Genomic DNA, 22293 nt, shown 5'->3' on the forward strand with positions numbered 1-22293 from the left:
TGTATGGAACCTTGATACAGATTGCGGATAATCTCGACTTCCGGAATCCAATATTTCATGGAAGGGCGAAACGGAATTGGTCATTAGGGAGTACCCAAGCGTTTGTTGTTGAGTTGGCATGTTTCGCGAGAAGCTGAAACGGTACATGATCGCAGGGGGAGCTCAGTTTATTTATACTTTGGATTACATGGATAGGTATTTGAAATGAAGAAAATCCCTCACCTCGGGATCGCGGATTTTCTCATAGATTGGCACTGATTAATAAATTCGTAGCCTCGACAGCCAGCGCGCGACGCATTGAGATAATTTCTGACCATCACTGGGTGCTTTAATCCATGCAATTTTTCAATTCAATCAGCTTATTCTCAATTGAGGTTCTATTTACTACCATTTATGCAAATGTATTTGTAAAATAATGGTATTAGTGGTAATTTGATATCGGGGAAGAATTCCAAAATTATCAAGGAGTGACGTATAATGAAAAAGGTAACTAAATCGATTTGTGTTTCAATGAGTGCGCTATTAATCATGACTTCAGTGCCGGTGGCGGGTTTTGCAGCTGAGCAAAATGCAAATGTGTCTTTCCAAGAAGTTGAAGAAGCCTTTATCAAAAAGGTCGATAAATATGTAAAAATCGACTCCAAAACGAAGAAATTTTCACTATCAGCTAAGGCAAAGGAAAATTTGAATAGGGAGGAATTAGGAAAGGCAGAAGCTCTTATCAAACAAGCAAATTTTGCCGTTGATCAACACGGAAAAGACTTAAAAATAAAAGGTAATACCTTAGTTTTAAGTGAAGATGTAAAAAAACAATCTTTAGCTGCAATTGACACTAGTGAATATTGGGATTATGAATTGTTTTGGTGGGGTTACCGGATCTACTTCTCTGACGAACTATGTGAAGATATTAGACGTCGTGCGATGGAAGTTGGGGCTAGTGGAACGATAACTGCTGGTGTTTTAACATATCTTGGTGTACCTGGATGGGCTGCTGGTATTATTGTCGGTTTTGGGGTTCTTACATTGGCAAAGATTAACAGAACTAATGAAGGTAATGGAATATACCTTGATGCATTTCATGGAACTAACCCATCAAATTTTCATACAATAAAAATATATCCAGCATAATGTTTTAAAATCGAAAATAATCGGATGGGTGTGTAAGATATTGCCATCCGATTATTTATTGATTTAGCGAAGGGGAGGAAAACAATGTTCTTACTTATCCGTTTCATTATTCATGGCATCTTAGGAGTTGCGTTGATGGTTGCAATAAGGAATAACACATTTGTGAATACAATGGAGGTAGCATTGATAGCTCTTCTACTATCTTTTTCCGCTATCTCTCTATTTTTAGACTATAGACAAGAAAAAGGCATGACGGGAAAATTCCAAACAGCTTTGTTTACGCATATAGGCGTGAATGCGTTTGTTATTTTTCAATACTTCCTTTTTTAACTATCAATGGGATGCTAAAATATCCTGCAAAATTCCACTTTTTTTAGAACACCTAAACAGTCAGTGAAAAACGAGCCTAGATTCGCTTCTAAGGCTCGTTTCACGTTTAGGGAGACATATATTTGTCCCCCTAAAATCATTGGTTTTTCGAAAACCACGATTTTTGCAGCAGTCTCTGTGAACGCTCGCTAAATTGTTGACCACATTGCTCAACAAAAAGTTACCCACCTGACAGGCTGAACACACATCATCATTTTCACACCTATTAGCTATTTTTTTACTGAGCCGAGGAGAGTCAAGGACTTACGTAGCAAGGGGGGAAACTCAGGTGATCAACTCGGAGATGAGCGTTTGCCCCAAAAAGGGTCAACTTTTTGATGAGCGTTTATATGAGGAAAACGAAACGCTTTTCTCCACCTTCTTTACTTTTTTAGGGACTTTTTAGACAACCCCTTTTTTTCTTACTCTTCCTCCCCAATGGGTTGATCCCAAAACTCAATTCCGTCATGCTCAATAAGTTGTTCCAACAACTCTGTGAACGTCAGGTCTATGTCGATAGTATCGTCTGGTAGTATCGATCCAACCCATGTGAGGTAACCTTTGCCACTATGTATTCTGTCTTGATCCACACATATACAGCTATTTGAGATATCACTCCAAACGATAGGATAGTAAGGATGGTCGATGCTGTAGCCTTTCCAGTACCCAATGACGAGTTCGGTACTTAGCACATCATAACCCCCAGAGTTGTGCTTGGCGCTCTTGAATACTGTTGCACTTTCGTAGTGACTTAAAAAACTGACGTAATCCTCTGGTAACTCAAACGATTTTAATTTCTCCTTTGTGTCTGTGATAGACTCGTTCGAGAAGTAGAATGTAAATTGATATTTTTCGTTTTTGATATGAACGTTCCCGTCTACACTTGTCTTACTTCCCCTGATCTTACTAATGAGGGCTTCAAAAGGATTACTCACAGGATCACATCCTTCAATGGGAATAGGGACTGGAATGACAGCCCAATTTTACGTTAATTTCTGCGATAACTTCTCCACCAGTCAGTGACATCATCATGATACAGGATGTTAGAGTTGCTGTTTGGATATCTGAGAAGAGGAATCAACTTACTCATATCATTCGATCCATAGTAGTCTAGCGGGATCATATGATGGATTGAAACTTCATCCCAAGCCAAAGTGTTGAGCGACACCATAGTTTTTTTCGTAGTTATCTATAAAATTATTTCTAAAGTTATTATCGCTCACCCAGTTGTTCGCAAGCTTGCGAGGATATATACTCTGCTTTTCCTCTAAACTACAATTAGTTTTAAAAAGGTTGGGAGATTTTTGTGATGTCAAAAGAGCAGATCAAGCGGTGGATCAAAGAGAAGAATATGAAGTCGGTAGACGCAGTGAAATCAGTGTTAAAGGAATTGTTTGCAGAGACGATCCAAGAAATGCTCGAAGGAGAGATTGAGTCCACTCTTGGGTATGCCAAGCATGTCACGAAAAATAAGTGGAGATGGATTGGCGGACTGAAAAAGTGGGGCGGAGAACCTCTTTTTTCTATACTAATATGCTACCTACTACAAATGAAACACTATCCGTTGAAAGTAGAGAGTGGGTCATGGCTGCTACCAAGTAACTGAATAGGTGCATCTATTCGGCATGTCTTGTATGCATCTGGTTTATCACCAGACATGTTCCCCTAACCAAAAATAAGATTCACCAGCGATTTAATAATCCAAATGCTCATAACAATAGCAAAGTACTCAAGAATAATAAACTTCCAAGTGGCATTATGCTTACTTAATCCATACCTAAACAAACTGAAAAAGAATATGCCTCCAGCAATCTCAAGCAGCTCTATAAAACTAAAGACAGTTTCGCTCATATTCCTTTACTACCCTCCACCACCTAAATTATACCAAAAATGAAAAGGACGCCTATAAGACTCTTTTTAGTCTTCAACTCTATTAATCCACTACCCTATGATCTACTTTAACTGTTCCATCCTGCTCAACCTGAAAACTATCTCAGGGCTATTTTTCCACGTAGTGTCTACTATGGTTTCTATGTTTTGGCGTTTACGTTAACGGCGGATTGAGCATGAGATTCCTTTGCAAAAGAGACAGAGGGGACAAATAGTATGACTGTGCATAGGAGAGAAAGTATAAACTATTGCTATTAAGAAGTTTTAAATATTTCCGTACAAGGGCCAAAAGCGGCGCTGGGATTACCCCCAATTTACATAAAAAGCTAAGAGCTAGTCCCAGCTTTTTGGCAGTCATGCATTAGTCGTCCGATTCATCCTGAGCACTATAAAAGGCATCCTTTTTTCCTACTCTTCCTCCTCATGGAACGGAATCCAGAATTCCTTCCCCTCATGCTCGATGAGCTTATCCAACCATTCTGTAAATGTCAGATCAATGTCAATCGGGTTGTCGGGGTCCATCGATTCAATCCATGTGAGGTAGCCGTTTCCGCTGTCTAGTCGGTCTTGATCTACGCATATACAGCCTAAAGAGTGACTGCTCCATGCGATAGGATAGTAAGGGTGATCGATGCTGTATCCCTTCCAGTATTCAATAACATTGTGAGGGTCTAATATCGTGAAGAGACTGCTGCCAAATTCTAAATCGCGAAATAATACGGCTCTGTTGTACTGTGAGAAGTAGCTCACATAATCCTCGGGTAGCTCAAATGACTTTAGCTTCTCTAACTCAGCGGCAGAGTCAGTAGACATTTGAAAAACAAACTCAAATTCTTCACCGATAATATGCAAATCACCGTTCAGTTGCTCTCTTCTTCCCTTGATCTTGTCTAAAATACGGTTAAAAGAATTGCTCACGGAGTATTCACACCCTTTCTAATGAAAATACGGACTACCGTCCCACAAACGGTAGTCCATTTTTCTCAATTCTTTCGGTAACTCTCCCACCATTCAGTTACTTCCCTATGTGGCAGAATGTAATCGTTTTTTCTATCCTTTTTGAGTAGAGGGATCAGGTTGTCGAAATCGTTTTCCCCATAATATTCTAGCGGAATCATATGATGGATTTCAACATCATCCCAAGCGAAATATTGAGGCTGACCGAAGTAACCAACGTAACGTCTCTCGAAGTCCTTTCTATACCCCGAATCTCGCTCTCTCTTCTGACGCACCATGTCAGCGTCCGGTTTAATTAACTTGATGTTTGACTGCGGATCGACGTAATCAGGGTAAATTTCGCCTTTATTGTTAGTCAGGATACTTTTTACTTCCTTCAATGTGTTGATAGGTGCGGAATTACCACTCTGGAATGTAACAGTGCCGGTAAATTCACCTGACCACCAGTAAGTCTCTGCATTCGCACGCACCCTATCCTGTGTTAGATTGACGTAAGGGAGTCTCCAATATGGCTTATTCGTTCTTTCTACTCGATATTTCCCGTCCTTGGTTACTGAGCGAGTGATAGAGTGAGTAGCCGATACAGAGGACACGCTACCGATCACTGCGGATACTTTAACATTAGAATATATATCACCGCCTGCCCAGTCGGCTGTCATGAAGTGGTCAAAGAACACTCCAACAGGTCTAGGATACCCACTCATCGGTTTAGAGGCTCTAACCTGATTCATGTCAGATTCATCAACCTCGTTAGCCTCATCGGCCTCGGCAGCTTCGTCGTAAGTAAAGACACCGAAGTCAAATTTAGAATCGTCTTCTTTTGCAACTGGTGCTGCATTGGGGCTGAACACCATTTGACGCTCCCCGATGACTTCATCCGCTGTGCTGCTCTCTATAATCGTTACGTTTTTGCTTTCAAGGATGCGTGGTTCATTGATGGCCTCTGCCAATTCCTCTAGTGTTACTCCCTCCGCCAGTTGTATGGGAAGGTTTTCGAAATCAACAACTTCTTCTGTCTCGGCAATTTCCTGTATACTTTCAGCAGATGCTGGCGTCAAGACTGACATAGGAGCAACTAACAATGAGAACACAACAAAAGGCACAAATACTCTTTTGAATTTCTTCATAGGCTTCCTTACTCCTCTTTAAAATTTATTCTCTAAAATTAATTATCCGAGTTCTTCGAGCAAATGCTCCGCTATGTTTTTTAGGTCTATTTCGTAAGAATCTCCTTCTTCCGAATCTGAACATCTCGTGATAGAGTTAAAAAGAGGAGTTTCAAGCAGCTCCTATTAAGGGCGTTCCTGTTGCCGGGAAGCAAAGGGGGAACGTCCTTCTTGTTGATCCACTTTCTCAAAACAAGTCTATTCACTTTTACAATTTGGCTCCTTTCTGATTAGTAAGATTTCTTCGTTGGTACTCTAAGATGTACTCATCCAGTTCTTGACTTATCTTCAACACATCGGAGTTTGTCAGTTTGCCCTGTTGTTTGAAGACTTCTTTAAGCTGATATTGTAGATTCTTGATGATTTGTGTAAGGTCTTCGTTGCTTACTTCTTGCCATTCAACCATCGTTATCAGTCCCCCATAGTCTCACCCCCTCTTTTTTCACTATAGCACCTATATCAAAAAAACCATGGGAAAATTTACCTTGATACATTTGACATTATTCGATGATTTTCGCAAATTCCAGTCGAAATATGTCTGTTTGTTTTTGTTGAATTAGCAAACATTAACTTGCTATAATCCTACTCGATTGCGTTGTAAAAAAAAGGAAGTTTGTGTTGTGGAGGGATATAGTGCAAAAGAAAACAATTGGGGACATGTTGTCTGAGAGCCGAAGAAATAATGGCTTGTCTTTTGCTGAGTTAGAAGATAGAACTGGTGTAAGTAGGGGCGTACTACAAAAGATTGAGAGCGGAGAGACAAAACGCCCTGAATTTAAAACAGTGAAGTCGATAGCCGCTCTATTTCCGTACTCGTATGAAGAAATTATTGAAGGATACCTTGAGGATGAGACTAGGATTGAGACGTTATTTGAAATTCTTCAAGAGGTCATTCAGTGTGAATATTCTTCATTAGTGGAAAGAGTATCATTGAAAATTCTCCAATCGCCGAATGAAAAGATTGAGAAGGCATTAGAGCGACTTTATAGCTTCTGTGACTCCATTGCTATAGCTGAAACAAATGACGAAATTTGTTTAGTTCTTTTCAAGGTAATTGCAAATTATGCACGACAATGTGGAGAGCCGAAGTATATTGCAAAAGCATTATTGAAAAAATATCTGATTGAAAGAAATGATCTGAAAAGGCTAGAGGAAACATTCCGAATGGGAGAAGAGGTTTTATATTACACAGACTTCCTTACGATTGAGGAAAAGATCATCTACTATTTTAGAATGGGACTCCATGCTCATAACACCCAAAAATATTCAATGTGTATTGAACTATGCCAGAAAGGTCTTGCACTTGAAACAAGTATTACTGAGTTAAAGGCAAGAGCCTATCTTGCCATGATTAACTCTTATTTCTTCTTAGACAATTTCGATGCAGTTGAACAGCATCTAGATGTGTTTGAAGAGTTTGAATATGATTTCGTTGTAGAATCCACCAAGATTAACCGGGCAACTACTAAAGCAAGGAAAAAGGATTACGAAGTCGCTATTCCGATGTTAAGAAAGTACATGGATGAACTTCACAAAGAGAACAAGATACATGTGGTAAACGAGTTACTCGAAATTTATTTAGAATTAGGTAATATGGATGCTATCGAAGAAGTGCTGATGAACGAGAAAGCAATCTTACCTGCTACTCCTCAGACACCTTATAAACACCGCTCGATTGGTGCTTACTACCAGCTAAAAGGAAAATTCCAAACTAAATTAGGGCGACTGGATGAGGGCATGGAAAGCTACGTTAACAGTTTAAAAGCGTATGGTGTCATTAGTGCATTTGAAGAGATGCATAAATGTTTGAACGAAATGCTAACTTATTTTGATGAAAATTCACTGCCGATGGATTTACAGTATGTCCAAAAGCTTAAAGGGGTGTATAATACAACTATGGTTAATTTTGGTAAATAAGGAGGACGTGCCCCAGATGAAAAAAGTAATGGCTTTGATGGTATTATCGTTGTCATTGGCTGTGTGTGTTAATTTGATGCCTACGGATGTGACCTACGGTAATAAGCCGCATATATTTGAAGTAAAACAGAACGTGGCTGACCCCGGACATTGATTAGATGACATATTGACATATTCCTTTTACAGAGAAATAAGTTCCTTTTGTACCTTGATGAAAATAATAATCAGGGTGCTTTTTATTTTGACATTTTGTGAGTCCAACTACAATGGTGCCTTTCTTAAAGTTACGGGCAGGATAGTTCAAAAGTTTTCGAGAATACCCTATATATGGGATTATTTACGAAGTTCGTGAATAAGACGTTATGCCCCATTACAGGTAAATAGTAAAGATAATAGTTAAGGAGAGAATTTATGAAAGGTAAGATACTCTTATTACTTTTTATTACGATAATGTTGTCATCTTGTCAAAATATTAGTCAATCGACTACTTTGAACAGCGAAACTAAATCAAAAATGAATTCTGAACTGCCTCCTGATGTAGTGAGTACAGGTAATGGAACAGAATCGAAAGAAATAACAGAAGGTCGTTCAGATCCTTCTAACAATGAAGTGTTATCCATGAACATTGGGAACTATGAATTGAAAGGAGAATTTTATGATGAAATGCTTCGAAATCCTATAGATCATGATTATGAAGTAGAATTTAATGAATATCAAAATTCCAAAGAGATTATTACAACATTGAAATGGGGGGCTTTGGAAAGCAAATATACAGAGATTTGGGATAAAGAGTTGAATCAAATATATAAAAAGCTTCTTTCTAAGTTGGATAGAGAACCAAGAGAAGCACTAATTGAATCGCAGAAAGAATGGTTACAGTATCACTTAAGGGAAACAAAATTTGTAGAGAAGACATTTATTGATAATCGTTACCTTGGATCACAAGGATCGGTAAGCCTGGGCAGGGCTATACGGGAGAGAATTAGGGAAAGAACAATGCAATTATTTGAATATCGATATTTGCTAGATCGTGAAGTTGAGTTTTTATACCAAAGTAAAAAATAGAGTTGGAATCTTGATCAAAGGTTTTTAGGTGATGCTTCTTTATCCAGTCCTGTACTTGAGTTTTGCTACGTATCCCTAACTGTGCTGCAATCCGATACGGACTCTATCCGTCCTCTAGGTACAGACTAACTGCTTCAGCTTTAAATTCATCCGTATACCTTTTATTGATACGTCTTGCTTTAGGCACGAAAAATCCCCTCCGGTCAACAATAGTAAGCTTATCTTATCAGACAGACTTTTTTCATTGTCAACCACGAGGGGATAATACCAAATCTTAAGGGTTTTAGCCTCTTTCATTAATGTACTATCTGTTCGATTTTCAAGAACAAGAAATGAAACAAACTCTTCTCCAAGTCTCTCAAGAAATTACATCACTCTGCTTTACTTATTAGTTTTGTTATTTTCAAAAAAAAGTTGGTATTCCATTTTTTTCCTTATACTATAGTTATAGTCGTGCACGACACTTGTCTAAATTAATTGCGACGGAGGTTTTTTTGTGAAGAAAGTTATTAAAGGGACAATTGCAATAGCTCTCTTACTTAGCAGTCTATCTATTGGGGCTGGTGTTATGGCTTCAACTGATTCTGTTGAAACAAACCAAGTGATGTTAAGTAAAGTTGAATCCAGCAAAGCTGGAGCTTTCGAACCTTACGGAAAAAGACCTGGAATTAAAAGTGGAACGTTGCCTACTGATGAAAAGAATGTTAGTTATGCATTCAGCGTTCCTAATGGTTACGCTTATGGGAAAGTGTGGATAAAAAATAGTGGAAAAGCTAAACTCACGTTTACAGTTAAAAATACGCACTTTGACGAAATAGTGATGTCAGGATCAGTAAAAAAAGGGGAATCTAAATCATTTTATGTTGACCCTAATGAGGGATGGGGTGCTGATAATCATTTAATTGAATTTTCATCAGATGAAAATTTTGATGGTTCCTTTTCTGTAATGTGTTTTGACAACGACAAGTTTGAGTAATAACTAAGCCGTACCCTCTTGAAATACCGGTACGGCTTTACTTATCAGTTCCAATTTTTAAAAATCACTTTGTCACACTCACTAGGTCCTCTAGCTATCGAAGAAGTGCTGATGAATAAGAAAGCAATCTTACCTGCTAATCCTCAGACACCTTATAAGCACCGCTCGATTGGTGCTTACTACCAACTCAAAGGCAGATTCCAAACTAAATTAGGGCGCTTGGATGAGGGTATGGAAAGCTACACTACAATCAATATACCTGAAGGATTACTCCATAGTGACTAGACCTCAGAAAAAATTCTGAGGTTTTTTATTTATATGGGGTGGGTGACGAATGAAATGATTTGTTTTTCTTAATCGGATATAACCCTCGTTTGCTCGGTGAGAAATTTTCTATAGTCCTTTTTGCGACAAAAATTGCTTGAAAAATATAACCTAATTCCCCTACGCTCGCCTCGTAACAAAGGTTAAACATCCCTAGTTAGCATAAGTTTTAATCCTAATTTACCTACCTTCGTTCTCTTGTGTTTATCAGAAAATATTTTATTTTCAAAAAAATCAAAAGATTATTGACAGTCTGAAAAATACAAGCTATCATTACCAGTATATACCATACATTCGCGAATATGGTATAAATAACAATTTATCGGAGGCCATTATTATGAAAAAAATTACTGTGCAAAAAACCGAGCCTGTAAAATTGACTTCAGTAGCTAACACAATGTACGACTGCACATGTGAGCAGGCATAAAATATTTGTCAGTAACATGGAAAAGTGGGGCATTTGCCCCTCTTTTTCAATTATGAAGATAGCATGACAACATCCGGGAGGAAAGTCATGAACGAAAATCGCATGATCCAATTACACCCGTTAACATTTCTGGAGGATAAGCAAGGAGTCCTGATTGGGCGGTTTGGAACGGATACGTTTGCTGTTTTTCCTGAGGATGGAGCAGCACTTGTACGAAAACTGCAAGAGGGCATGGGGGTTGCCGAAGCGCATTCCTGGTATCAAGATACCTATCACGATGAAGTGGACATGGATGATTTTTTGCAGACATTACGTGACCTGACATTTATTTGTGATGTTGAGGAAAAGGAAACGAAAGCGCAGAAAGTATCGGGGCAATGGTTGGGTAAGCTAGCTTTTTCTCCACTTGGTTGGCTGATTTATGGTGCCATCATAACCTGTGCCTTGTGGTTGTTATACCAATATCCACAGATTCGTCCGGGTCGATTAAGCATCTTATTTTCCGAATACGCCATGGTGGTTTTTCTTGGCATGACGATCGGTCAGATTCCAGGGATCTTGTTTCATGAAATGATGCACATGCTTGCCGGACGAAGACTGGGTATCCCGTCAGAACTAAGTATAGGCAGAAGAATGTACTTTTTGGTTTTCACTTCTTCCATGCCAGGTATTTGGGGATTCCCAAAACGAAAGCGTGTTCTTCCCTTTTTAATTGGAATGTTCGGTGATATTTTGTGGTATTCCTTATTAGTGATCGTTGCTGGTGCAATTTGGATAAATACAGGTGAGAAGACAATCATAGCTGCATATTGTATGGGACTAGCATTTACAACACTGTTGCGTTTCTTCTGGCAATTTTATTTTCATCTTCAAACAGATATCTATTATTTAATGATTACGATGTTGGGGTGTGTAAATCTTCAGGAGGCTACACGTTCCTATTTGAAAAATAGATGGTATGGACTAATTGGAAAAAAGAACAAGATGGTCGATATGTCCAAGTATACGGAACGGGATCATCAGGTAGCAAGATGGTACAGTTTTTTTTACGCAACTGGCTGGCTGATGATGACAGGAATGATGCTCTATATGATTCCGGTCGCTATTCAACTTTTAACGAATATTTTTCTCTCCATATTTACAGGAGAAGATATGAAATTCTGGGATTCCGTTGTTTTCTTGTCTATAACGGGAGTCCAGTATGGAATTGTATTTTATCTATACCTAAAAGAGCGTAGAAACAAAAGGGAAATTCGGAATTTATCATTGGAACAGAGGGGATGAGTCGAAATGAAACAATCGATGACACACCAATGGCTGATTGGATCTCGACGCAGCGACCGAGAAAAGAAGTACTTCGAAGAGCAATACTCCACATGTTATGTTAGCAATTGTCATTGCAATCTCCGAGGACCCTATACAGGTACTGGTGACCTTCTGCGCCAGATTATTCCAGAAGCTTATTCGAAATGGCCAGACCTGATTTTATCACACTGCATCGAGATCTTATCCATAGCACCAGAACTGAAAGCAGTCATTCCTGTTAGTGTAGAAACACTTACCTCTCTTGCTATTCCGAAAGAGAGAACACGTTATTATTCGAAATTGCGTACACTTCGCATGTCGAATGGTTTGATCGATCTTTTATTGGCATTAGCGAATCGGGAACGAATGGGAAAACTGACCCTGGTTTTTGAAAATGTGCAGGCCTGTGATCAACTTGATGCAGAATTTATAAGTACACTTCTGCGTCGTGCGAAGTCTGACCTGATTCAGGTGATCGTAAGTTCAAGTGAAATAGCGGAAAAGGAAGCCCTGAAAAAGGCGTTACAAACGTATACGGAGCCTACTACTATTCTTTCTGACATCGAACAAGATAGGGGGATAGTAAATCTATCTGACGAACAGCGACTTGAGCTAACGAAACGATACATATTTTCTGACTGCACATCAGATTGTGAGCAGGAATTGCTCGCCTATGAAGCAACTCCTATTGAAATTCGTCAGAGCCTTCACGAAGAGCGGGCAGAAGCTCTTAGAAAAGAAGAGCAGTGGTCACTGCACTTAGGCGCCATTCCGTTTCATCTGGAGCGCGGCACTTCTGAGAAATCAGCAAGCGAAGCGTTGTTTAAAGCAGTTAGTTATAGCATTAACATGGGTTTTTACGATGCGACTATCGATATGAGCCTACGTGGCCGGAAATTGATGAATTGGAGCAGCGAATTTGATAATAGCCGGTATTTTACAATGAAAATGGCTACGTCTCTGGCTGCATTGGGTGAAACTGATGATATACCGACGCTTTTAGGAGAAGTGTACGCAAACACTGATGATTTTAGAGTTCATATGCAAATTTCATATGGATTTTCGATGTACTATACGAGGCATCACCGGGAACGAGAACACGAGAAGGCGAGAGAATGGATACAAAAAGCCATTGATTTGGCAGAATGGATTGAAGATGAAAAAGAACGTGCATTTCAACAAGTATTTAACCAAAATGGTTTGGCTTTAGTAGAGTTACATATGGATAATCCTGAAGAAGCGCTTCGATTGGTTACGGAAGGATGGCAAAGGTTAAATCAGGATCTTGCTCCTGATGAACATATGTTGCATCGCTCGGTGTTGCTTCATAATAAAGGGCTGATTTATGTAGCTTTAAAAAGGTTTGAAGAAGCAGCCGAAACATTTAGCCAAGTGATACAGATTGATTCCAATTATCCAGAATATTACTTTGATCGTGGAAACCTTTATAGCCGAATGGGGCGACTGGATGAAGCCATTGAAGATTATAACCAAGCGATAAAGCTTAGTCCTCCGTTTCCAGAGGTTTATTTCAATCGAGCTACTGCCTTCAATCGTCTTGGAGATGTGGAGAAAGCAATGGCGGACTATGACTACTTGCTTGATATAGACCCCGAAAATCTTGATGGATTACTTAACAGAGCTACATTATTGTATCAAGTGGAGAAATTCGAAATGGCCCGAAAAGATGCTGAATTCGGTTTAGAAATAGAGCCTGATCATGCGCGGCTCCTGTGTACACTAGGTTTAATTGAAATGTCGGATGGCAATAATGATCAAGCACTAAAAACGTTTACCGCTGCCCTAAACAAGGATAAGGAAATGATGGCCGCTTGGACAAATAGGGCTGTCCTGTACTATGAGATGGGGGAGTATGACAGGGCCATAGCTGATCTAACTGAAGCTATGGCACTAGAGAAAAATGCAACCGTCCTTTACAACCGTGCTTGGGTCTATGAAGCACAGGAGGAGTGGCAATTATCCATTTCCGATTATACAGAGGCCTTAGCGTTTTCTGATGCAGACGAACAAGATATTTACTATCGGAGAGGTTTGTGTTTTATCAAAATGGGTGATAGGGAACTTGGCACGGAAGATTGGAACAAGCATCTGATGTTTGGAGAATCACCGCATGTGAATGAAATGATGCAACTGTTACCCTCCCTGTTCGTTTCGAAATAATGAAATATTTTGTGAGATGAAATGTGACTTACATTTGCGGCACAAAACGGTGTTAGGACTGTTTAGGAATAAGAAAAAGAGAAACGGCTGAAGTCCTCGATAAAAAGGATTTCAGCCGTTTCTCTTCACAACTACTTAAATGTAATACCACCCGTTGGGTTTAATGTCGTTCCGCCAATTTCAACCTTAATTTCACTCGATAATGGAATGTTGTACTCATCAATAACGGTTCTCCACCATTCCCAAGCAAGGCCGGTACATTCTTTCGCAAAAATCCTTATGTTTTTTGCATTAGGTGGCAGAGGAATCACTGTAGTGAAAGGAGCTGTTCTATCTTGGTTGCTTCCTTCCCACGTTTTATGTGTGAGTACTTCTTCCCCATTTTTATCATAGGAAACTTCATCCCACGATACATCAAATTGAGCGACATACCAGCCATAATGGCCAAGCGATATTTTACCTTTCGAATATTCAGTAGCGGTAGTCTCAATATAATCTGTATTGTTATGAACGGCAGCAATGGCATTGTCTTTTAAGAAAACACTGGTATAGGAGATTGGATATGCTGGGTTCTTCAGGCTAAATTCCGCATTATCTTTGATGATATTCCGGATTTCACTAAAGTCTTTTGTAACGACCTTGTTATGCTCTTGTGAATCTCCGCCTAATACTACAGCTGTAAAGGAACTGTCTTCAAAAATATCCTTGTACTCGGCATTCGTTTCTACATTGGCAGTATTCTGAAGCAAGGCTTTAAATGCTGCTTTTACGTCTTTGCTCTTAGAGGTTGTTTCTAATTTCACATAAATGGTTCTACCATATGCGACATTGGATACCATAACAGGTGGGGATTGATCACTTACCCCTTTGCGTTTCAAATCTTTAAAAGTAACACTATCATCAAAAAGATCGGATGGATCGTTAGGCAGCTCCGCATTTACCGTATAAAATATTTGTTTATAGGCCGCGACCATTACTTTTTTCTCTCCATTAGCAATCGCATTAAAGTCAATTCCTAATGTAGAATCAAGATATTTCGCGTTAACATTCAGAGCACTTCCGATTTGAGATTTGCTATAAACCATTGATTCTGCATACTGCAATCGTGCAGGTAAAGTATGTGTTGCTGAATACTCATCGCTCCATTTAGATACAAGCTCATCTACTGCTCCAGACACATTCCCGTATGTTGGATTATCCACAGTAATGGAGTTTTCTTTTTTCAAACCTGGTAAATCAATACTAATCGTCAAAGGTTTTCTTGGTACCAGTAATACACTCGGTTTATTTTCTGCAAAAGCTTGATTGGCAAGTTGTAATGCACCCGGGTACGTGCGATTAGCCATAGAATCAATAATGGAAATATCTACTGGAGAAGTGGAAAGTGACTTTTTCTTGCGTTCTACGACGATAAACTTACCATGTGGGTTGAGTGCTTCTTTTGGAACAAAACTATCTATCTCATCTCCACTTACTGCTAAAACTTCGTCATTATCATAGTCCAAGTCTGCTATACCGGAATTAATGTCATCGGCGTTACTTGTTTCACTGACTTCACTAGAATCAACCGCTTCGGCAAAGGAGATAACTGGATAATTTACAGTAGCGAAAATAACAGATAAACTAGCGAGTACTTTTAAAAATCTAGTATGATTTCGAATCCTCATAATGTATCCTCCTTTAAGATGTAAGCATAACTTCAATTAGATATGCTCACAGTAAATATTTTCCGGAATACTAACTATATCGGTAGTTTCTGAAAAAACCATTAGATTTAACCAAAAAAAGTATATGGTGGGGCAAATCTTACAGCTTGTTCATACTGTAAAAATATCTCTACCAAAGTTGCTGACTCCAGCAATTTCAAGTAGCTCTATGTAACGAAAGACAGATTCGCTCATATACCTTTACCATCCCTACATCCCCAAATTATACCAAATGGAATTCGCGACTTCTTACGTTTTCTAATCCCGTTCAAGGAAGCAATTTAACAAATAGCGTACAAAAAAATACCGTTCGATTAGAACGGCAATATGGGTGAGTAGTTACGGTCATCTCTACATGTACGATTGGGAGCTTGATTTGAATTAGTTATGGAGATAAAGGGTTGATGAATCGTATGAAACGAGAGTGAAGGCCAGAGAGATTACAAAAGTTTCAATTATTGTACGCAGCATAAATAGGCTGCACATTAACGACAAAGATCGTGCAGCCCATGAAATCGCGCGCAGGCTGAATCTATTTGGGGCTTGTGCTCCTAAATTCAAAGGCTGCGTATCTTGTGCATCGAATCGGTGCAAAGGAGAAGAGAGTTGCGCCTTAGCATGTAAATGCAATAATTAACCGTAAATCAAATCCAGTTCGTCTCCAAGTCCTCCCCGTCCATCTAAAGCCTGCAATTGATCTAGAACCTACAAAAACGGGGAAAAACCAGAACTGCTCTCCATTTGCAAGCCAAAGATACGTAAAACGGAACAAACAACCTTCAATTGCCCCTGGATCAATTCTAAAGGGAGCGGGTTGTGGAGGGATGAACGACGGAGGAGGAGTTAGCGGCTGTGGTACTTGCTGTGTTCCTGGCGGCTGGCCCGGAGGTGGCCCTAGAGGCGGTCTAAATGCCATTAAAAATCACTCCTTTTACAATGAATTCTCAACATTGTATGTTCAACCGAAAAACAATGATTGGGCAGACCACATAGCCAATATTTATAATGGTCCGCACGAGCATATAAAAAAAACTGCCCCTTTCTTCGCATGGGGCAGTGTAATGTCTGGGCTATTTTCGTCCATAACACTAAAAAGTATTATATACATTTTGACATTCTTTCGCGGTCGGCTCATAAAAACAATGAAGCCTGTATCTTCCCACGTTCGGCTGATTATACCAGGTTGGCGGACAAGGCAGGGGATTTTGCGCTGTTCCCGGACGAAAATACCAGAGGGAGAATTTGCCAGGCCAATGGCGCTCCCCATTCACAGCCCGTCGCGCCAGACGGCGTTCTTTATCTCTAGACCTTTGGTAGAACATACCATGTTGCAGAGCTTCAAACGCATGCGGCTGGTTGATCATTTGAGGAATTGTCCGTAGTCCTTTAAAATCGGAGCAATTCGCTCTTATTCGATTGATTCCAACATTCCCCACAAGGAGCATACCCATTTCGCCTTCACCTACAGCTTCGGCTCGAAGCAACCTTGCCAACATGTCAATATCACTGCTCCTGGCTTTTACGACTGCCATCGGTTCACCTCTTTAGATTGTTCTAGGCACATCATATTGTAGATGAAGCGAATATGTTACGCTTCAAATCGGTCTATAGAGAAATACTAATCGGTGGACATATTTCCCGGTTATTTTATGTTGTAGAAAGAACCGAGAATGATTGGGTACATTGCAGATTGAAAGACGGATGTTTTGAGGCATTTGGTGGTCCGAAAAACCTGAATGAAATACTTTCGTTTTTTAAGCAATGGGCAGAGAGCTAGCGAATGAAGTGTACGTAAGTGATTACAGAATAACGCGCAAGTAAGAGGACTGTCTTAAGTAGAAATTGCTCTTCTACCTAAGACAGTCCTCCTTGTTTGCTTCAAAGTCATCTGCCCTTATGTCCAAAGGAGCTATACGGCGTCAAGCGCAGGAGGTCTTCCTGTCTTTTTGCCAATTTCGATAGCGGGATCCGGTATGCCATTTCGATAATTTTGCTTGCGACCTCAGCGCCGTTGGTAGGGATAAGGCTAAATCTTTTTTGAATGACCTCTTTATTTGCTAACACATACTCAATCTTTGGTACAATCTCTTCCGGTTCCTGGATCGATACCTTATCACTGTTGACTATTTCTCTTAGCATATCTATTTTTTGCTCGCGTTCTGCATCATCCGGCGGAAGGAAAAGCAATGGGGTTCCTGTAGAGATGCAATCTCCTAAAATGCCCATGCCCGGTTTGCTAATGACCAGACTGGCCGCCTGTACAAGATTTTTGCCATTCGGAATGAGCGGGGCTTTGATGATCCTTTCATCGAACTGGTAATCTTCATCTGCCAATTGCCCAGCGACAACAAATCGATAGCGGCCAGCAAGTGAGTTTATTTGATCATACCACTTCACGATCTGTTCATAACGGTTAGCGAGTCCGCCGCCCATGTGAACCAGAATAAACGGCTCGTTCTGCTGAAGGCCTAACATGCGTCGCACTTCTTGAGGGGATTGGCTGATTTCCCTGGTGATTAAAGGAATAGGGATATAAATGCAGTTCATTTGCGGATGGGTCTGCTTAGGCGGTATAAGGTTCATGTGCAAAAAGATATCGGATTGATTGGCGATTTCTACAATGCGATTTTTGTATTCCCGCATCGGAGCTGAATCATTAGTACCGATAATAAAGTCACTGTGGTAGAGGGTCACGAGCTTTGTGTTTCCACCGACTTTCCCCTCACTGCGAAATCGAGGCACATCGGAGCGCCAATCATTTATTAATAGTGTGGTTTGCTTACCATCCTCGAATTTTTTGGATTTAAAGGCTTTCAATTGGATGTCATTGTGCAGGTTTTTCGATAAATAGCCATGTGTTTCACGAAAAGCAAACACGTGAATAGGAAGATGGTGCTGCTGCAATTTTTCCGATATGCTAATGCATCTACCGAGATGGCCCATCCCTCTGCCAACCACAAAGGAGATCATATTTCATCACCCTTTTAAATAGGTACTTTCTTTGTGCCTAGTCTGAAGCTTGGACAAATTACCCTCATACCGCCACTTATGGGATAAGGTCATTGCCGAATTCGAGTCGCTCTTACAGCTTATATATTTTATGGGGATGGATGGAACATGCTCTAGTCGTATAACGGTTTTCTGATCGAACACAGAAAAAAGCGGCATCAGCGGAGGGGTGCAGCTGTGAATTGTGCTCCCATCTAGAAATAATTAGGTATTTTCATCACACAAACCAACGATGTCCATGAATAGTGTGTATATATAGCTCAATTAGGATATGGGGTGGGAGAATAGTGGGCACGATTCATATTGTAACAGCCGTTAATGATGGTTTTGCTATACATCTCGCAGTCATGTTATATTCCCTTTTTGAAAATAAGGTTTCGAAAAACCCAGTCATCGTTCACGTTATTGACAGTCAGGTCTCTGGGGAAAATAAATCCATCTTAACGAAAACTGTGAAACGATTCCATGCTCAAATTAAATATGTCACTATTGATCCGACCCTATATGATGGATTCCTCGTCCGTGATCATCTAACGCAGGAAACCTATCATCGAATTTCTATTCCAGACCTGCTGGACAAAGAAGTTGAAAAAGTGATTTATTTGGACAGTGATATCGTTATTAAAAAAGACATCACTCCATTATGGAACACAAAGGTTGATCAATATTACCTTGCAGCGGTGATGGATTCTTGGCAAGGATTAAACAAGCTGAGACATGCCGATCTGGCTATTCCGGATGACTGTGATTACTTTAATGCAGGAGTATTAGTCATGAATTTGAAAAAATGGAGAGAGCATAACATCACAAAAAAGATTATGGATTACATGAAAAAGAACCAAGGGATTATTCGTTATCCCAGTCAAGATCCGATGAATGCGATTCTTCATGATAATTGGCTTCAACTTGACACAAAGTGGAATTATCAGTCCAAGCATCTTTATAAAAGCAACCTGCGAATAGATCCGGCCATTATTCACTACACAGGGGAAGATAGCAAACCGTGGTTGAGTAAAAAGCACCCGCTTCGAGAGGAGTATTTTAAATATCTTAAAAAAGTAAAGAAGTTAAACTCCTTGTAGGACCGGGCTTTCGGGGCTTTGTTAATTAAATAATATGGATGGAAATCCCTTCACATGGAGAAATGATGGCTGGAGGGATTTTTGCGTTTAAAAAACTCTTGGGTGTACAAGCCGGTTCCTGAAATCATTTGGCATATAAGGGTTTATGTACAATACTAAACATCTTCATATAAAATATTGAACAAATTATGAAATATTTGGATTTTAACCATTTTTACCAACCATCTGACCTATAATAAAATGGAAACATTTACTAATTAGATATTCTTTTGGAGGTGGAGTGAGTGGCACGCGTATTGTATGTTACGATTCCAGCAGATGGTCACGTGAATCCTACATTGGGTTTAGTGAAGCAGCTAGTCGACAACGGAGAAGAAGTCGTCTATATGTGTTCAGAAGAATATCGGGATAGGCTTGCCCAGACTGGGGCGCAATTCCGCGCTTATCAAAAGGATGAACAAGTATCTCGTGATTTAGGTTTTAACCCAACAGAATTCAGACACCCTTTTCATTTCAACGATTTTATGCTGCGAGGTATTATTGAACCCCACATTCCCGAGATTCTCAGGCAGATCGAAAACGAATCATTTGATTACCTGATTTTTGACTCCTTGTTTGGGTGGGGAGGGGCGATTTTAGGGGAGAAGCTAGGAATCCCGACGATCTGCTCCGTGACCAATTTCGCCTTTGCTGAACCGCTCAGCCAAATTGTCGAAGTGCTTGAGGCAAGTGATGATGTCGATGTGGATGCACTTTATGAACGAGTGACGCAGACTGCACAGAGCATCGCCCGTGTATGCAACGTAGCCGTCCCTGCCATTGAGGATATTACCCGTCAGTATGGAGACATGAAGATTGTCTTTACCAGTCGTGAATTCCAGCCAGATGCTGACAAGCTGGACGATAGCTACATTTTTACAGGACCGTCGATTACTTCGCGGCCTGATTCTCCTCCGTTTCCGTTTGAAAAGCTACGTGCTTCATACGATAAGGTCGTGTACATTTCCATGGGCAGTATTTTGACCAAAGATGTGGAATTGTACAAACTGTGCTTTGCAGCCTTTCAAGATATTCCGGCTCAATTCGTACTATCTTGCGGAAGAGAAACGGAGCTGGAGTCTCTTGGAGAAAATATTCCACCCAACTTCATCATTGAGCCGTACGTTCCGCAACTGGAAGTGCTCCAGCAGGCCGATGCTTTTATTACACATGCTGGTATGAACAGTACGAGTGAGGCTCTCTATTTTTATGTGCCCCTCGTCATGATTCCATTAAGCTCCGATCAGCCGATTGTGGCAAAGCGGGTGGAGGAGCTGGGAGCGGGTATTATGTTAGATAGGGGAAAGCTCACACCGACAGCATTGAAGGATGCTTTGCTGCAAGTGTTGAACGAATCGACCTATAAACAGCACGCAATACAAGTAGGGGACTCTTTCCGTAACGCTGGCGGATACCAAGAAGCTGCAAGATGTATCATGTCTTTGTATTCCGTGCCGAATTAAAAATGAAAAGCTTCTTGCCTCATCATCATGAGCGGCAAGAAGCTTTTTTACTATAAATTTTTCGCTCTCCACACTTTTTCCGAGGAATTTATATGTGAGTAGGGGGTGTTATTCATATGATGTAGTGCCATAATAGAAGGATGATAGTCAGAAGGAGATAGATTTGATGAATAATATTGTAATCAAAAATGAGTTTCCTCCGAATTTTGAGGAATTAAAAAAAGCAGCCAATCGAACATCTAATTGGAGAGAGCGTTTAGAGGCTGTTGAAGAATTGGGTCAGTGGAAGCATGATGAAACAATGAGATTACTGACGAGAATCATGGAAAACGATACGGTATACAAAGTGCAAGAGGCTGCTTTTCAAAAACTGAAAGCATTTGGGGAAGGTGTTCGATTACCTGCTCAGAAAAAAGGTGACTTGATCAAAGGCGCAACGAAAGCCTTGGTAAGAATTAAAAAGAGCTTGCCAAAAGATCATACATTCGAAGAATTCAAAGAGAAACTGCAAAAAATGAGAAGCGATATCTATGATACGTACGAGGGAGAAAAAGGTGCTGATTTTGATCAGTGGCTGGAAAACACCTGGGCGTCGTTATAGAAAGAGCAGTAGAGATGGAATGAGTGGAGAAGGGAGGGGGATCAAGCCCCTTCCTTTTTTATCTCAACAAAATGTAAAAATTACCGATATTAGTAAAAAAGAGCGAAATTATTAACAGGGAGCAATGACATGACAATTCCAAAGCATGTAACATTTGAAAGCTGCACAGAGAAAATAGACATCAGAGATATCGAAGAAGTAGAAGCTGCCTTAGGCGTACGATTTCCCAAAGATTTTGTAGAGTGCATGCTTGAAAATCATGAGGGATGTCCGGTTCCATGTGGTTTTGATTATGGAGATGTAGAAGGTAAAGTATTTAATACATTCTATAGCCTTAGCAGTAAGGTTGGTAGTTACTATATTTTAACAGCATTCGAGGATGTTAAGGATTATGTACCTGATGGATTGATTCCTATTGGATACGATGCTGGTGGTGGTAACATTTGCTTTGATTATAGTAAAGGAAAACATGCTGAACCAATCATTGTTTTCGTAGACCACGAATTCATGTTTACAGAGAAAGACCTGACTAAAGAGCAACTAGAAGAAAAATCACTAGAAGAATGGCAACGAGAGGGAATTACTCCAATGGCCTCTACATTTACTGAATTTTTATCAAAGCTGTATTAATGAGAATACGAAAGACAATGAAAAGCCTCGTGGATACGAATCCATCCACGAGGCTTTT

At 40.0% G+C, this 22293-nt stretch carries 21 protein-coding genes and 1 pseudogene; 14 read left to right on the forward strand and 8 right to left on the reverse strand.

The window, feature by feature from the left end:
- Positions 1–477 precede the first annotated feature (477 nt).
- Positions 478–1128: a hypothetical protein gene (locus BBR47_RS03965; RefSeq protein ID WP_012684459.1), complete on the forward strand. Its 651-nt coding sequence runs from the start codon at positions 478–480 to the stop codon at positions 1126–1128.
- 84 nt (positions 1129–1212) lie between these two features.
- Positions 1213–1458: a hypothetical protein gene (locus tag BBR47_RS03970; RefSeq protein WP_007718590.1), complete on the forward strand. Its 246-nt coding sequence runs from the start codon at positions 1213–1215 to the stop codon at positions 1456–1458.
- 461 nt (positions 1459–1919) lie between these two features.
- Here BBR47_RS03970 and BBR47_RS03975 read toward each other — a convergent pair whose 3' ends face one another.
- The gene (locus tag BBR47_RS03975) at positions 1920–2432 is read right to left on the reverse strand and encodes an SMI1/KNR4 family protein (RefSeq protein WP_012684460.1); all 513 of its coding nucleotides are present in this window, start codon (positions 2430–2432) and stop codon (positions 1920–1922) included.
- A gap of 374 nt (positions 2433–2806) precedes the next feature.
- On the opposite strand from BBR47_RS03975, the pseudogene BBR47_RS31925 reads away from it, so the two are divergent.
- A pseudogene (locus tag BBR47_RS31925) lies at positions 2807–2971 on the forward strand (IS256 family transposase); the annotation flags it as partial.
- Positions 2972–3795: 824 nt separating this feature from the next.
- On the opposite strand, the gene BBR47_RS03990 reads toward BBR47_RS31925, so the two are convergent.
- The 3 genes from BBR47_RS03990 to BBR47_RS04000 all read right to left on the reverse strand — a co-directional run bounded on the left by BBR47_RS03990 (position 3796) and on the right by BBR47_RS04000 (position 5916).
- The gene (locus BBR47_RS03990; RefSeq protein ID WP_012684462.1) at positions 3796–4305 is read right to left on the reverse strand and encodes an SMI1/KNR4 family protein; all 510 of its coding nucleotides are present in this window, start codon (positions 4303–4305) and stop codon (positions 3796–3798) included.
- 65 nt (positions 4306–4370) lie between these two features.
- Positions 4371–5471 (reverse strand): HNH endonuclease, encoded by a 1101-nt coding sequence (locus tag BBR47_RS03995; protein WP_012684463.1) that lies wholly within the window; start codon positions 5469–5471, stop codon positions 4371–4373.
- A gap of 247 nt (positions 5472–5718) precedes the next feature.
- Complete coding sequence (locus BBR47_RS04000; protein WP_012684464.1) at positions 5719–5916, reverse strand: aspartyl-phosphate phosphatase Spo0E family protein; 198 nt, start codon at positions 5914–5916, stop codon at positions 5719–5721.
- A gap of 227 nt (positions 5917–6143) precedes the next feature.
- Here BBR47_RS04000 and BBR47_RS04005 point away from each other — a divergent pair, with 227 nt between their 5' ends.
- The 6 genes from BBR47_RS04005 to BBR47_RS04025 all read left to right on the forward strand — a co-directional run bounded on the left by BBR47_RS04005 (position 6144) and on the right by BBR47_RS04025 (position 13705).
- Entirely contained in the window at positions 6144–7427 is a 1284-nt protein-coding gene (locus BBR47_RS04005) for a helix-turn-helix domain-containing protein (protein WP_041749235.1), read from the forward strand.
- Between the two features lie 16 nt (positions 7428–7443).
- Positions 7444–7581, forward strand: coding sequence for a hypothetical protein (locus BBR47_RS31135; RefSeq protein WP_162837762.1), 138 nt, complete (start codon positions 7444–7446; stop codon positions 7579–7581).
- A 257-nt stretch (positions 7582–7838) separates the two neighbouring features.
- A complete protein-coding gene (locus BBR47_RS04010; protein WP_012684467.1) occupies positions 7839–8492 on the forward strand; it encodes a lysozyme inhibitor LprI family protein in 654 nt (217 codons plus the stop codon).
- A gap of 496 nt (positions 8493–8988) precedes the next feature.
- Positions 8989–9468, forward strand: coding sequence for a hypothetical protein (locus BBR47_RS04015; RefSeq protein ID WP_041749236.1), 480 nt, complete (start codon positions 8989–8991; stop codon positions 9466–9468).
- Positions 9469–10306: 838 nt separating this feature from the next.
- The gene (locus tag BBR47_RS04020; protein ID WP_012684468.1) at positions 10307–11503 is read left to right on the forward strand and encodes a hypothetical protein; all 1197 of its coding nucleotides are present in this window, start codon (positions 10307–10309) and stop codon (positions 11501–11503) included.
- A 6-nt stretch (positions 11504–11509) separates the two neighbouring features.
- Positions 11510–13705, forward strand: a complete 2196-nt coding sequence (locus BBR47_RS04025) for a tetratricopeptide repeat protein (RefSeq protein WP_012684469.1) — start codon at positions 11510–11512, stop codon at positions 13703–13705.
- 131 nt (positions 13706–13836) lie between these two features.
- Here BBR47_RS04025 and BBR47_RS04030 read toward each other — a convergent pair whose 3' ends face one another.
- The 3 genes from BBR47_RS04030 to BBR47_RS04035 all read right to left on the reverse strand — a co-directional run bounded on the left by BBR47_RS04030 (position 13837) and on the right by BBR47_RS04035 (position 16943).
- Positions 13837–15372: a thiol-activated cytolysin family protein gene (locus BBR47_RS04030; RefSeq protein WP_012684470.1), complete on the reverse strand. Its 1536-nt coding sequence runs from the start codon at positions 15370–15372 to the stop codon at positions 13837–13839.
- Positions 15373–16024: 652 nt separating this feature from the next.
- Positions 16025–16327 (reverse strand): hypothetical protein, encoded by a 303-nt coding sequence (locus BBR47_RS31875; protein ID WP_012684471.1) that lies wholly within the window; start codon positions 16325–16327, stop codon positions 16025–16027.
- Between the two features lie 172 nt (positions 16328–16499).
- Positions 16500–16943 (reverse strand): cell wall hydrolase, encoded by a 444-nt coding sequence (locus BBR47_RS04035; protein WP_012684472.1) that lies wholly within the window; start codon positions 16941–16943, stop codon positions 16500–16502.
- A gap of 53 nt (positions 16944–16996) precedes the next feature.
- Between BBR47_RS04035 and BBR47_RS31930 the strand changes: the two genes are divergently transcribed.
- Entirely contained in the window at positions 16997–17188 is a 192-nt protein-coding gene (locus BBR47_RS31930) for an Imm53 family immunity protein (RefSeq protein WP_081437217.1), read from the forward strand.
- A gap of 107 nt (positions 17189–17295) precedes the next feature.
- On the opposite strand, the gene BBR47_RS04040 is transcribed toward BBR47_RS31930, so the two are convergent.
- Complete coding sequence (locus BBR47_RS04040) at positions 17296–18381, reverse strand: hypothetical protein (protein WP_012684473.1); 1086 nt, start codon at positions 18379–18381, stop codon at positions 17296–17298.
- A 326-nt stretch (positions 18382–18707) separates the two neighbouring features.
- Between BBR47_RS04040 and BBR47_RS04045 the strand changes: the two genes are divergently transcribed.
- The 4 genes from BBR47_RS04045 to BBR47_RS04060 all read left to right on the forward strand — a co-directional run bounded on the left by BBR47_RS04045 (position 18708) and on the right by BBR47_RS04060 (position 22235).
- Positions 18708–19502 (forward strand): glycosyltransferase family 8 protein, encoded by a 795-nt coding sequence (locus tag BBR47_RS04045; RefSeq protein WP_012684474.1) that lies wholly within the window; start codon positions 18708–18710, stop codon positions 19500–19502.
- 284 nt (positions 19503–19786) lie between these two features.
- Positions 19787–21004: a macrolide family glycosyltransferase gene (locus tag BBR47_RS04050; RefSeq protein WP_012684475.1), complete on the forward strand. Its 1218-nt coding sequence runs from the start codon at positions 19787–19789 to the stop codon at positions 21002–21004.
- A gap of 166 nt (positions 21005–21170) precedes the next feature.
- Positions 21171–21605 (forward strand): HEAT repeat domain-containing protein, encoded by a 435-nt coding sequence (locus BBR47_RS04055; protein ID WP_012684476.1) that lies wholly within the window; start codon positions 21171–21173, stop codon positions 21603–21605.
- A 129-nt stretch (positions 21606–21734) separates the two neighbouring features.
- Entirely contained in the window at positions 21735–22235 is a 501-nt protein-coding gene (locus tag BBR47_RS04060) for an SMI1/KNR4 family protein (protein WP_012684478.1), read from the forward strand.
- The last annotated feature ends 58 nt before the right edge of the window (positions 22236–22293 follow it).

Origin of the sequence: Brevibacillus brevis NBRC 100599, assembly GCF_000010165.1 — a bacterium.
Classification (GTDB): domain Bacteria; phylum Bacillota; class Bacilli; order Brevibacillales; family Brevibacillaceae; genus Brevibacillus; species Brevibacillus brevis_D.